The organism is Flavobacterium selenitireducens (assembly GCF_014748335.1).
GTDB lineage: Bacteria > Bacteroidota > Bacteroidia > Flavobacteriales > Flavobacteriaceae > Flavobacterium > Flavobacterium selenitireducens.
In genome coordinates, this window is record NZ_JAAVIY010000001.1 from 652,648 (window position 1) to 665,984 (window position 13,337).

The window sequence follows — 13,337 nt, forward strand, 5'->3', positions numbered from 1 at the left end:
AACAATCTAAGTTACACTAAATAGTCGTCGGAAACACGTTAGGAACTGCAAAACATTTGTTTATGCCCGAACGCAATCGCTAAATTTGTGGTACATTTGCCGCTCAATTTCCAAAAATGAGATTACACCGAAACTTGGTTTATACCACGATAGATTCCCTGAACGCCATTTTCAACGAAGGCGAGTATGCCGATAAGGCTGTTGCCCGCGCCCTAAAAAAAGACAAACGCTGGGGAAGTGCCGACCGCAAGTTCGTCGCGGAAACCATTTATGAGATTGTACGCTGGAAAAGGCTTTACGCCGAAATTGCCGAAGTCAGGGAACCCTTCGACCGGGACAACATCTGGCGATTGTTTGCAGTCTGGGCCGTTTTGCGTGGTTATCCGATCCCGGATTGGACGCAACTTCAGGGCACTCCCGAGCGCAAGATCAAAGGTCGTTTTGACGAACTTTCCAAAACGCGTAAACTCAAGGAGTCCATTCCGGATTGGATGGACGAACTCGGCGTCAGGGAACTTGGAGAGGAAAAATGGGCAAAGGAGATCCATGCGCAAAACCAGCCGGCAAAGGTTATTTTGCGCGTCAATACGCTGAAGACCACAAAAGAAAAACTGCGTGCCATTCTCATGGACCTCAATATCGAAACGGATTATCTCGACGGCCAGCCCGACGCTTTGGTACTCAGGGAACGTGCCAATGTGTTTCTCACCGATGCGTTTAAAGAAGGTTTTTTCGAAGTCCAGGACGCCAGTTCGCAATTGGTTGCGCCTATGTTGGATGTACAACCTGGAATGCGGGTCGTCGATGCCTGCGCCGGAGCTGGGGGAAAAACGCTTCACCTGGCCTCGTTGATGCAGAACAAAGGCCAGTTGATCGCAATGGATCTTTACGAAAGCAAGCTCAAGCAACTCAAACTTCGGGCGAAGCGAAACAGTGCGTTCAATATCGAGTACCGCATCATCGATTCGACTAAAGTCATCAAGAAATTGCAGGAAAAAGCCGACCGCGTCCTGATCGATGCGCCTTGCAGCGGATTGGGCGTGCTCAAGCGCAACCCGGATGCGAAATGGAAACTACAACCGGAATTCATCGACAACATCCGAAAAGTCCAGTCTGAAGTGCTGGAAAGCTATTCAAGGATGGTAAAACCCGGCGGAAAACTCGTTTACGCTACCTGCTCGGTGCTACCATCTGAAAACCAGGAACAAATCGAGCGTTTCCTGACCACCGACGCCGGCAAAAACTTTACCTTTGTGAAAGACGAAAAAATCCTGGCTTCCGAATCAGGATTTGACGGATTCTACATGGCATTACTAGAAAGAAAACAATAAGGAATATCCAAATGAGAAAATTTTACGCATTAGTCGCCACTGCCCTCTCTTCACTTGCATTTGCCCAACAGGGCGCACCCGCGGCTCCATATTACAACGGCTTCAACTGGACGCTTACGGGAACTTCCCTGAGAACCGCATTGGCAACACTGACGATCAACAAGCATACGAACAACCTTAGTTATTCGGAAGTTTGGGATGCTTTGCAACTTGTAGACCGCGACCCGTCGAATACCAGCAATGTACTATTGGTTTACGGATGGGAAAACGGCGCTGACGGTGACGATACAAACGACCGTTCCCGCGACCGATTCGAGAACGGAGGAGATTTGGGTGAGTGGAACCGCGAACACACTTTCGCCCAGGCGCTCGGCAACCCTGCATTGGGTCAAACTGGTCCGGGAGCCGATGCCCATCATTTGCGCGCTTCGGATGTGCAACGCAACAACATGCGCGGCAACCTGAAATTCGCGTCGGGCTCGGGAATACCTTCGGGAACGTCCGGTTCGGGTTGGTATCCCGGAGACGAGTGGAAAGGCGATATCGCCCGGATGATGATGTACATGTACCTGCGCTACGGCAGCCAGTGTCTTCCGACAGCAGTGGGATTGGGCGCAACGGCTTCGACCGACGCCAACATGCCTCAGATCTTCCTGCAATGGAATGCCGAAGATCCTGTTTCACAGTACGAGGACAACCGCAACAGCTATATGGACAGCAATGGGGCGTTCGCCCAGAGAAACCGCAACCCGTTTATCGACAATCCGTACCTGGCCACTGTCATCTGGGGAGGTCCTGTCGCACAGAACCGCTGGCCGAACCTTTCTACCGTCGACTATGCGTGGGAGACTTCGGTGTCGGTTTACCCGAATCCGACGCACGGCAAAATCAACATCAGCAGCGAGGCCGATCTTGAGGAAATCGAAATCATTTCGGTCAACGGACAAGTCATCATGCGTGTCCAAAACCCAGTATTTTCAGATAATACGTTCAGTATCGACAACCTGCCGAAAGGATTTTACCTGATGCGGATTACATCGGACAACAAGTCGATGGTCAAGAAAGTACTCGTCAACTGATAGTTAAAAGCATCACAAGCTCCCAGGCCGGGAGCTTTTTTTTTGTCCGATCGTTACCTCCTTCCACGTTGTGGTTCGTCCACTTAACTGTTTGTTCATCAAAAGTTAAAGTTTGCCGCTGAACGACATTTCCCATTACACTTGCCGTCCAAAATAAATTTAATGAGAACATTTTTACACTGCTGCTTCCTGATCTTTGGACTCGGCGCTTTTGCCCAAATCCCTGCGGGCTACTACAACAATGCTACCGGTTCGGGCTATGCGCTTAAGACGCAGCTGTACAACATTATCAAGGGACATACGACGAAGTCTTACAATCAGTTGTACGTGTGCTACCAGACGTCAGATCGCGATTATTTTTACGAAAACGACGGCACTATTCTCGACGTATATTCGGAAAAGCCCGGCGGAACCGATTCGTATACATATTCGGCTACGAATTCAAACGACCGCTGCGGCAATTATGCTGTGGAAGGCGACTGTTACAACCGCGAACACTTGATGCCGCAAAGCGTTTTCAACGAGGCGTCCCCAATGGTTTCCGATCCGCATCACGTCATACCGACTGACGGAAAGGTCAATGGAATGCGCAACAACTTTCCTTTTGGCGTCGTGAATAACCCGACCTGGACTTCGACAAACGGATCGAAGCTCGGCAATAATTCCACGGCCGGTTATTCCCAAAAGGCATTCGAGCCAATCGACGAATTCAAAGGAGACGTTGCAAGATGCATTCTCTATTTTGGCGTCCGCTACCACAATACCGTGGGAAATTACGAGCACGCTATGCTGGACGGCACGAACCAACAGGTTTTCAGCAATTGGTTTTTGCCGATACTGCTGCAGTGGCACCAACAAGATCCTGTAAGCCCAAGGGAAATAGCGAGGAACAACGCGATTTATGCGTATCAAGGCAATCGTAACCCGTTCATCGATCACCCGGAGTATGCGTGCGCTATTTGGTCGGCGGGATGCGCATTGGCAAACGAAGCGTTTTCTGCTTTGGACAATGTTTCGATCTATCCAAATCCAAGCAATGACGGCCGTTTCTCGATCCAATCGGAAATAGAAATCGATGCAGTCGAAATCGTCAACGTCAACGGACAGGTCATTCGGCACATCGAAAGGCCTACTTTTGAAAATAATACGCTTGTGATTTCGGACCTGCCAAACGGCTTTTATTTTGTGAAAATGTCGGCGGGAAACCGCGGGACGACCAAGAAGCTTATTGTGCAATAAACCGGCGGGACTTTAAGATGCTTGGCCGCGGGAATGCACATCACATTCGGATCTGCGGGAAAAATTTCTGAAGAGCTCAACAAAAATCCCGGCCGATAGTCCGGCGGTTTAAAATGCTTGGCCGCGATTCGCCTCACATTCGAATCTGCGGGAAAATATTTCTGAAGAGCCCAACAAAAATCCCGGCCGATAATCCGGCGGTTTAAATGCTTAGCCGCGAATTCGCGAATGCACCTCACATTCGAATCTGCGGGAAAATATTTCTGAAGAGCCCAACAAAAATCCCGGCCAATAGACCGGGATTTTTTATTCAAGCGATAAGTAGAATCACTAATTGTTCATCGAAACCAGGAACTCTTCATTGTTTCTCGTTTTCTTGAAACGGTCGTTGATGAAATCCATAGCTTCTACGGGATTCATGTCCGATAAGTATTTGCGCATGATCCACATTCTTTGCAACGTGCTGTCGTCGAGAAGCAAATCGTCGCGGCGCGTGCTCGAAGACATCAAATCGATGGCCGGGAAAATGCGTTTATTGGCGATTTTTCGATCGAGCTGCAATTCCATGTTGCCGGTTCCTTTGAATTCCTCAAAGATCACCTCGTCCATTTTGGAACCGGTTTCGGTCAAAGCCGTTGCGATGATACTCAACGAACCTCCGTTTTCTACGTTGCGCGCGGCTCCGAAAAAACGTTTCGGTTTCTGAAGCGCATTGGCATCCACACCTCCCGAAAGAACTTTTCCGGAAGCAGGCTGAACCGTGTTGTACGCCCGTGCCAGACGCGTAATCGAATCGAGAAGGATCACCACGTCATGTCCGCATTCTACGAGACGTTTGGCTTTTTCAAGTACGATGTTAGCGATTTTGACGTGTTCCTGCGGTTCGCGGTCGAATGTCGACGCAATCACTTCACCACGCACGCTGCGTTGCATGTCCGTAACCTCTTCAGGGCGCTCATCGATCAGCAACACCAAAAGATAGGCCTCAGGATGGTTGGCGGCGATCGCGTTGGCGACATCCTTCAGGAGCATCGTCTTACCCGTTTTAGGCTGGGCGACGATCATGCCGCGCTGTCCTTTCCCGATAGGGGAAAACAAATCGATGATGCGTGTGGAAATCGTGCTCTGCTTTTCGGCCAACTTGAATTTTTCGGTAGGAAAAACCGGCGTCAAATGTTCGAAGGAAATCCTGTCGCGCACAATTTGAGGATCGTGTCCGTTAATTTTCAGGACGCGCACAAGCGGGAAGAACTTTTCGCCTTCCTTCGGCGGGCGCACCACTCCTTTTACAGTGTCGCCTGTTTTGAGCCCGAAAAGGCGGATTTGGGAAGTCGAGAGATAAATATCGTCAGGGGAAGCGAGGTAATTGTAATCCGAAGATCGCAAGAAACCATATCCGTCAGGCATCATTTCCAGAACGCCTTCGCTCTCGATTATTCCGTCGAATTCGTAATCTGCATCGCGATAATTCGTCGTTTTCTTGTCCTTGCTGAATTTTTGGTTCTGGTGCTGGCCTTGTGCATTCCCGTTTTGAGCGTTACCATTACTTTGATTGCCGTTCTGGTTGCCCTGGTTTTGGTTACCGTTCTGGCTACCCTGGCTTTGGTTACCGTTTTGGTTGCCCTGGCTTTGGTTGCCTTGGTTTTGATTTCCTTGGTTGCCGTGCGGCTGTCCTTTCTGGTTTTGGTGCTGATGCCTGTTCTGCGGTTTTTCCTGCACAGGTTCCGCAGCCACGGGCGTCTCGACTGTTTCAGTCTTGTATTCGGTCGACGGAGCGGCTTCTGCGGCGGGCGTGGCGGCGTTTTCGGCGGTCTTGTTGAAACTTCCCGGTTTACGGCCCCGCTTTCCTTTTGGAAAATCGGTTTTTTGGACATTTTCCTGAGGTGCGGCTTCCGGTTCTGCAAACGCCATCTCGGTTTGCGGAACTTCTTTCGCTACAGGAGGTTGCGGTTGATCCTGATCCTGAGAGCGGTCGTTGCCGATGCGGGCGCGTTTTTGTTTATCTTGTTTGACCTCCGGCTGGCCAGGTTTAGGGTTGGCAGCGTCGTGATCCAATATTTGATATACCAGTGTGTCTTTTTTTATCCCGGCGAATTTAATTTTTCGCGCTTTGGCGAGATCCTGGAGCTCTGGAAGCTTCAGCTCTTTTAACGAAGAAATATCCAACATGAATGAAAGATGGGGATTAAGTGGGAATGGAAATGCAATAGAAAAATGGGTGGTGGTTTAACGAACCGTTGTTGAAGTACTTACGGTTACCTGATGCAATATTACGAATAAAAATGTTTTTTCCAATAGCAATTATCAAAAAGAAAAATTATTTTTGCGGAACTAAAAAAATGCCGGATGCTCCAGCGAATCCAAACCGTTTACCTTATTTTCGCTTTTGTGGCGAGTGGCGTGCTGCCTTTTGTGTTTCCGTTGTGGACACAGGACGGCAAACCGGTTTTCTTTATGCAGTCGTCAGTTTATTCGATACTCTTTGGGTTGAGCACGACGCTTGCTTTGCTGGCCATCCTGACGTTCAAGAAAAGACAACAGCAGTTCGTGATGAACCGGCTGAACATGATATTAAGTTTAATTTTGTTAGGGTTATTTCTGTACCGATCGCTAAATGTATCTGGAGACGCGCCTGTCGTGTCTGAGAAAGGTATTGGGATGTTTCTTCCTATCGTTTCTATCGTTTTCCTTGTTCTTGCGAATAAGGCCATCAAGAAGGACGAAGATCTCGTAAAATCTGTCGACAGGTTGCGATAATCCGATGAAACTTAGTTTATTTTAGTGCGAAGAAAAGCCCGGATTCACGTCCGGGTTTTTTTGTTACCGAATATCGGTAGCGGCTAAATATCCCTAAAATTAGGGATATGCAAGTGTCACTATTTATGCTACATTTGAAAGCAATACCAAACAAATGAACCCGAAGATCAACATTTATCTGGCCGATGACCATCAGCTTCTTATAGATGGTATGCAGGCCGTACTTAAAACGCAATCCGGATACGAGGTTGTGGGTTATTCCCTCAACGGAGAAAACCTCATACAGGACGCCGCTTCAAAAAACGCCGACATTCTGGTAATGGACATCAACATGCCGGTCAAAGACGGTCTTGAAGTTTTGCGAGGACTTGGCACCCAAACCCTTCCTTTTCGGATAATCGTCCTTTCCAGCTATGACGATCTCAAATTGGTAAGAGAAGTCATGAAACTCGGCGCATCGGGTTATATGACCAAACAGTGCGCAGGGGAAAATATCGTTGAGGCCATACAAGTGGTTTACAATGGAGAAGAATATTTCTGCAAGACCATCAGCGACAAAATTTTCAACACGTTCGCCAAGAACAATCCGAAAGTCAATACTTCGGCCAGCACTTTCCAGACCAACCTTACCGGTCGCGAACTCGACATCATCCGACTGATCTCCCTCGAATACAGCGGAAAGGAAATCGGGGAAGAACTCTTCATCAGCCAGCACACGGTAGAAACCCACCGCAAGAACCTCATGAAGAAACTCGAGGTAAAATCGTCCGTAGGGCTCGTGAAGTACGCCATCAAAAACAACCTAGTCAATCTTTAAATAGCCAACTTATGCCAACATTTTCCTATCTGGGCACTTATGTCCTAAGCACGAACGACGATCAAAATTACACGATGGAGTTCTATATTCCGAACAATTGCAACTATCGCTCAACCGGATCGTCAGGCCAATTTTGTATTTCGATCTCCCTGAAACCGGGTCAAACACAACCTTCTACTAACTTCGTTTCAAACACAGAAAACTACATTTCGTCCCGCACCGGCCTCACGGTGGAATTTGACCAACCAGATCAGGGAGGTGTTAAAAAGCCGAAAATAGTAGTCGTTTGCTAAAAGAGATGAAATCGACGCTGACTTGCGTAGTCGTTTTGATCGTCCAGGGTCTTTACGCCCAGTCCATGACTGTACGTAAGGACTCTTTCAACATTTATTTTTCCCGAGGTGAATATGTCAAGGCGCTACAGTGTTCGGACAAAGCGTTGGCCCACTACGCGAAAGAAAGAGATCTCGTCGAACATTGCCGGCTGCTGATTAGGCGGGCCGCGGTGTTTGAAAAACTCGGTGCCGGCGAACGCGCCATGGAGACGCTCTACCGCGCTCTGGCAGCGTCCGAGGAAAGTGACGACGCTATCCTTCGAGCCTATGTGTTCAAGGAAATGGGCAAGCTGTACGGCAATCGGCTCGACAACCAGGCCGCGATAAAAAATTACCACCAAGGATTGGCGCTGGTAAAACACATTCCGAACGATAGTTTGGAAGATGACCTTGTACAGGGACTTTTCAAGTTTTACCGATTCTCAAATCGGGACAGCCTAAAATATTATATGGCAAAAGCAAATAAGTTCATGACCGCCAAGCGAACTCATGAAGGCTATGCGATCGCCCACAACAACTCTTTTGTTTATTACATCACGGTCGGAGATACCGCAAAAGCACGGAAATATCTCGACACGTCTATCTTTCACGCGAGGAAGTCGAATTGGCAGAAAATGCTCGTGGCAACGCTAAATAATCAAGCCGCGATGTATTATAAAGAGAACAAGTTTGCCGAAGCGAAAACATATTACGACGAACTGCTCTCATTGATAGCACATGATACGACTTCATCGGACAAGGGAGATTATTACTACACCTATTCGGGAATACTGGCAGGACTGGGACGTTACAAAGAGGCCTATTCATATGCTGAAAAATCGATCGAGCTTCAGGACGACCTTTACGGAGAAGAGGTCAACAGCGCCCTGCGCGATATGAAGACCAAATACGCGCTGAAGGAGAAAGATGAAAAACAAGGCCGGGAGCGCCTCGTCTACCTGATCGTGATTGCGGTTTTCGTCATTTCTCTGATCCTTTTGTATTTCTTTTACCAGAACAACAAACTCAAGCAAACGAACAAAATCGCGTTGATCGAGCGCGAAACCCAGCAAAATCTGCTTTCTGCAACGCTCGATGCGAGGGAAGTGGAGCGCAAGGAAATCGCAGCCGTGCTACACGATAACATCAGTGCGTTGCTCTCCTCGGCCGGATTGCAGCTCATGGCGTTCTCATCCGCTCAAGGCAACACCTCGGAAGAGATTTCCAAAACACGCAACATCCTCAAGGAAGCCCATGACAAGGTGCGCGACCTTTCTCACGAGCTCGTCCCTACCCTTTTGGCAAAATTCGGTTTGGCGTATGCCCTCGAAGACATGTGCGAGAAATATTCTACGCCCAACCTGAGTTTTCAATATTCGGACAACGGCAAAGTAGCGCGTTATCCCGAGGATTTCGAAACTAAAATCTACTTTATCACAAGCGAATTGCTGAACAACGCACTCAAACACAGCAAAGCGACCATTGCGAAATTGGACGTAAATGTCGAGGATGGCCTCAACATCTCGCTCGAAGACAACGGCCAGGGTTTCGACATTACAAAACCAGACGGTTTCGGCCTTACGCAGATCAAGGCAAGAATTTCGTCCATGCAGGGTAAGGTCAATGTAGCGAGCAAGGTCGGTCAGGGAACCACTATCAAAATTTGGGTACCGCTGTGATTCGGGCGAGGCAATCGAATTGTTTTTAAGCGACAACAAACGTTTACAAACGACAACAAACGCTTACAAACGAATACAAACGTTTGACTACCGACGCTTGTCGATTATTATTGCAATCTTTGTCCCGGGGGGCGGCCCCCTACGCCTCACACCAAACAACCTGCAAAAACCTCAAGCGCAAATCCCCTCACTTCTTCCCCAATTCCACAATTTCCATGTCCCTGATATTTTCTCCGTCAATTACAAAGCGCAACATCGTCCGAACCTGGTGAAAACCGCTTTTACCGGCCGCTCCCGGGTTCAGGTGAAGCAAGCCCAACTTTTTGTCGAACATGACCTTGAGAATGTGCGAATGACCGCAAATAAAAATTTTGGGAGGATTTCGCTTCAATTCATCGCGAATTTGAGGATTGTATTTGTCGGGATAACCACCGATATGCGTGATCCAAACCTCGACGTTCTCACACATAAACCGATTGTGCAACGGGAACTCAAGGCGGGCCGCGGCCCCGTCAATATTGCCGTAAACGGCACGCAACGGCCTGACGGTTTTGATAGAATCAGTCACCGAAAGGTCGCCGATATCGCCCGCATGCCAAACCTCGTCGGCCTGGGCCACATATTTAAGGATCACCTCGTCGATATGGCCGTGGGTGTCAGAAAGCAGTAGTATTTTTTTCATCTGAAGCTATTTCCCGCTGTCCGCTTCCAGCTTTTTCATCCGCCTTGCTTTTTCTGCCTCGCTTCAGGCTTCCTCCGGTCGCCTTCACCGTGGCGAAAAAGCAGCCTGCGTATTTCAAAAGGCTGACCGCTTCCATCGGGGCTAGGCAAAAGTACAAAAACAACTTGCGTTTTATTAACGTTTGCTAACAGTTCGGCCGACTTTTGAGTGAGATATTATCCGTACTTTTGCGTTCCGCGACAAGCCGCGAATCCCGGCTCGATGCAGACGTTACAACATGCGCTACTTCCTCGAATTTTCGTATAACGGCACTCACTATTGCGGCTGGCAGATCCAACCCGATGCGGCGTCCGTGCAGGGAACGTTGCAAAAATCGCTGTCGACGCTTCTCGGAGAAACCATCACCATCGTCGGAGCCGGCAGAACCGATACCGGTGTCCATGCCAAACTGATGTACGCACATTTCGATACCGAAGCCTTTTTCGAAATTCCGGTCCTCCTCCATAGATTGAACTCGTTTTTGCCCCAGGACATTGCCGTGTCCGACATCATCCCTACACATGACGACGCACATGCCCGCTTCGACGCGACGGCTCGCACTTACGAATACCATATCCACACGAAAAAAAATGTATTTTTAGAGCAGCTCAGCTGGCAGCATTCGCGCAGACTCGACCTCGAGCAGATGAACCTCGCAGCCCGTCAACTGTTGCTCCACGAGGATTTTGAAAGTTTCTCGAAAACCAACACGGACGTCAGGACGTTTCGCTGTAACATCACCGAGGCGCATTGGGAACAGCTTGGCGACCGATTGATATTTACCATTTCCGCAGACCGCTTTTTGAGAAACATGGTCAGGGCCATCGTAGGTACGCTCATCCAGGTCGGCCTGGGAAAAACCACCGTAGCGCAATTCAATACGATAATCGAAAGCAAGAACCGCTCAAAGGCCGGATTTTCGGTTCCTGCGAAAGGTTTGTATCTTGTCGCGATCAAATACGATTACATAAAACCACCAGCAACCCAGTCGCATCCATGAAGGCAAAAGCATTCGATACCCGCCTGTTTTCGCGAATTTTACAGTACACGAAACCGTATCGCGCGCGTTTCTACGGCGTGGTCGTTTCGGCCATATTGCTTTCCATCTTTGCCGCATTGCGACCTTATTTGCTCAAAAGTACTGTTGACGACTACGTGGCCCGGCACGATGGACAAGGTTTGCTTTTTTATGTCGGCCTTATGGGAATCGTACTCATGCTCGAGGTTTTTTCTCAGTTTTATTTCGTGTATTGGGCCAACTGGCTCGGCCAGGATATCATCAAAGACATCCGCAATAAGTTGTTCCGGCATTTGCTCAGTTTTCGTATGAAATATTACGACAACGCGCCCGTCGGACAGCTCGTGACGCGTTCGGTTTCGGATATCGAACAAATCGCGCGCATTTTCAGCCAGGGACTTTTCATGATCATTTCGGACATGCTCAAAATGATCGCCGTGTTGATTTTTATGTTCGCGATGAACTGGAAACTCGCCTGGATCGCGGTCTTGGCGATGCCTGTTTTGGTTTACGTCACCCGCATTTTTCAACGCAAGATGCAATTGGCGTTCGAAGAAGTGCGTACCCAGGTGGCCGCCATGAACACTTTTGTCCAGGAACGCGTGACCGGAATGAAGATCGTGCAGCTGTTCAACCGCGAACGCATAGAGGCGCAAAAGTTCCGCGAGATCAACGACAAACATCGAAAAGCCTGGGTCAAGACAATTTTATACAACTCCATTTTCTTCCCCATCGCGGACATCATTTCAGCCTTTACGCTCGGAGCGGTGATTTACTACGCTTCTACGCTGATTTTGGGAGGAGACCAGACCACGTCGTTCGGCGACATGACCACCTACACGATGTGTATCGCGATGCTGTTCAACCCTTTGCGTCAAATTGCGGACAAATTCAACGAAATGCAGATGGGAATGATATCGGCCAACCGCGTTTTCGAAATTCTCGACATTACCGATGAAGTCCAGAAGACGGGCGAAATCGAAGCGCCGGCGTTCAAGGGCGACATTGCCTTCCAGGGCGTACGTTTCAGCTACACCGGCAAGGACGAGGTCATAAAGGGCATCGATCTTACCGTGAATGCGGGCCAGACCGTTGCGATAGTAGGATCGACGGGAGCCGGAAAATCGACCATCATCAACCTGCTCAACCGCTTTTACGAAATCAACGACGGCAGTATCGCCATTGATGGGGAAGACATCCGAAACTACAGGCTTAAATCGCTGCGAAAACAAATCGCCATTGTACTCCAGGATGTTTTTCTGTTCGCCGACACGATACTCAACAATATCACGCTCCACAACCCTGACATTTCGCGCCAGGATGTGATCAACGCAGCGAACCGCATCGGCGTTCACGAATTCATCATGAGCCTGCCCGGCGGGTACGATTACAACGTCAAGGAAAGGGGCGTCATGCTCTCCTCGGGCCAACGCCAGCTCATTGCGTTCCTGCGTGCTTTCGTGAGCAATCCCGGTATCCTGATTTTGGATGAAGCGACATCATCTGTAGACACATATACGGAAGAACTCATCCAACGTGCAACCGAAACCATAACGGCGGGACGCACCTCTATCGTGATCGCCCACCGTTTGGCGACCGTGGTCAAAGCCGACAAGATCGTCGTGATGGACAAAGGCCTTATCGTAGAAGAAGGAACCCATCAGGAATTGCTCGGCAAAAGCGAAGGTTATTACCGCAACCTGTATTTCTCCCAGTTTTTGGTCGAAGAAGAGAATCAATCGTAAAAAGACAACATCCCAAAATAAGCCAGTGTCAGGAAAAGCGTATCGACGAGGCCGTGAATGACGATGTTGATCCAGATGTTGCGCCACTTGGCATAAACCGCAGCGAACGCCAGCCCGAAAGCGAACGTGACGACCAATCCCGTTGGTCCTTGGTACAAATGAGGCAACGAAAACAAAATCGCCGATAACAAGACGTTTAGCGAATCCCTCCGTCCGAATACGGTTTCCAATTGCAGGAATGCGAATGCCCTGAAAAACAATTCTTCCCCAAACGCGGCCGAAATCCACATAAAGGCCAAATATTTTAAATAATTCGGCAAGTCGCCTTCTATAAAGTTGAATGCCGAGTAATCGGCTGGTTCTTTGAAAATCAGGCTGGCTTCGGGTTGTATCAGGAAGTCCATCGCAATTTCCAGCGGAACGAACAGCGCCAAGGCAATTTCCAATTCCCTCCACCTGAAAGACGCGAATCCCAACCTGCTAACGGACTTAAATCGAATCCAGGTTAAGAGCAACACAAATCCGATTACCACGATCATCGTGAACGGGAACCGGGTCAGCGGATTGAACAACAAAGCGAATCCCAATGCCAAGGCGAGCGCCGCTCCCGATGGAGTTGATAGGTATTTCATGATTG

General features: G+C 49.0%; 12 protein-coding genes. 9 read left to right on the plus strand and 3 right to left on the minus strand.

Translation table 11 applies throughout. The features are described 5' to 3' along the window. Positions 1-116: 116 nt before the first annotated feature. The 3 genes from HC229_RS02845 to HC229_RS02855 all read left to right on the plus strand — a co-directional run bounded on the left by HC229_RS02845 (position 117) and on the right by HC229_RS02855 (position 3,649). Complete coding sequence (locus tag HC229_RS02845) at positions 117-1,331, plus strand: RsmB/NOP family class I SAM-dependent RNA methyltransferase (RefSeq protein ID WP_191018919.1); 1,215 nt, start codon at positions 117-119, stop codon at positions 1,329-1,331. A gap of 11 nt (positions 1,332-1,342) precedes the next feature. Continuing rightward, on the plus strand, positions 1,343-2,410 hold the full coding sequence (locus HC229_RS02850; protein ID WP_191018920.1) for an endonuclease: 1,068 nt from the start codon (positions 1,343-1,345) through the stop codon (positions 2,408-2,410). A 162-nt stretch (positions 2,411-2,572) separates the two neighbouring features. After that, on the plus strand, positions 2,573-3,649 hold the full coding sequence (locus tag HC229_RS02855; RefSeq protein WP_191018921.1) for an endonuclease: 1,077 nt from the start codon (positions 2,573-2,575) through the stop codon (positions 3,647-3,649). 330 nt (positions 3,650-3,979) lie between these two features. On the opposite strand, the gene rho is transcribed toward HC229_RS02855, so the two are convergent. After that, positions 3,980-5,818 carry a transcription termination factor Rho gene (gene rho, locus HC229_RS02860; protein ID WP_191018922.1) on the minus strand — a complete coding sequence of 613 codons (1,839 nt, stop codon included), beginning with the start codon at positions 5,816-5,818 and terminating at the stop codon, positions 3,980-3,982. A 177-nt stretch (positions 5,819-5,995) separates the two neighbouring features. Between rho and HC229_RS02865 the strand changes: the two genes are divergently transcribed. The 4 genes from HC229_RS02865 (at position 5,996) to HC229_RS02880 (ending at position 9,216) form a co-directional block, all read left to right on the plus strand. Next, positions 5,996-6,406, plus strand: a complete 411-nt coding sequence (locus HC229_RS02865) for a DUF4293 domain-containing protein (protein ID WP_191018923.1) — start codon at positions 5,996-5,998, stop codon at positions 6,404-6,406. A 154-nt stretch (positions 6,407-6,560) separates the two neighbouring features. Beyond that, positions 6,561-7,223, plus strand: coding sequence for a response regulator (locus HC229_RS02870; RefSeq protein ID WP_191018924.1), 663 nt, complete (start codon positions 6,561-6,563; stop codon positions 7,221-7,223). An 11-nt stretch (positions 7,224-7,234) separates the two neighbouring features. Beyond that, positions 7,235-7,516, plus strand: a complete 282-nt coding sequence (locus HC229_RS02875) for a hypothetical protein (protein ID WP_191018925.1) — start codon at positions 7,235-7,237, stop codon at positions 7,514-7,516. Then, the gene (locus HC229_RS02880; RefSeq protein WP_191018926.1) at positions 7,510-9,216 is read left to right on the plus strand and encodes a sensor histidine kinase; all 1,707 of its coding nucleotides are present in this window, start codon (positions 7,510-7,512) and stop codon (positions 9,214-9,216) included. Before HC229_RS02875 ends, HC229_RS02880 begins: the two co-directional genes overlap by 7 nt. Before the next feature lie 187 nt (positions 9,217-9,403). Here the strand turns inward: HC229_RS02880 and HC229_RS02885 are convergent, their stop codons facing one another. Continuing rightward, a complete protein-coding gene (locus HC229_RS02885) occupies positions 9,404-9,898 on the minus strand; it encodes a metallophosphoesterase family protein (RefSeq protein ID WP_191018927.1) in 495 nt (164 codons plus the stop codon). A 277-nt stretch (positions 9,899-10,175) separates the two neighbouring features. On the opposite strand from HC229_RS02885, the gene truA reads away from it, so the two are divergent. Continuing rightward, positions 10,176-10,937 (plus strand): tRNA pseudouridine(38-40) synthase TruA, encoded by a 762-nt coding sequence (truA, locus tag HC229_RS02890; RefSeq protein ID WP_191018928.1) that lies wholly within the window; start codon positions 10,176-10,178, stop codon positions 10,935-10,937. Then, the gene (locus HC229_RS02895; protein WP_191018929.1) at positions 10,934-12,700 is read left to right on the plus strand and encodes an ABC transporter ATP-binding protein; all 1,767 of its coding nucleotides are present in this window, start codon (positions 10,934-10,936) and stop codon (positions 12,698-12,700) included. Before truA ends, HC229_RS02895 begins: the two co-directional genes overlap by 4 nt. Here HC229_RS02895 and HC229_RS02900 read toward each other — a convergent pair. Further along, on the minus strand, positions 12,691-13,332 hold the full coding sequence (locus HC229_RS02900; protein ID WP_191018930.1) for a CPBP family intramembrane glutamic endopeptidase: 642 nt from the start codon (positions 13,330-13,332) through the stop codon (positions 12,691-12,693). The two genes, HC229_RS02895 and HC229_RS02900, sit on opposite strands and share 10 nt — an antisense overlap. Between the last annotated feature and the right edge of the window lie 5 nt (positions 13,333-13,337).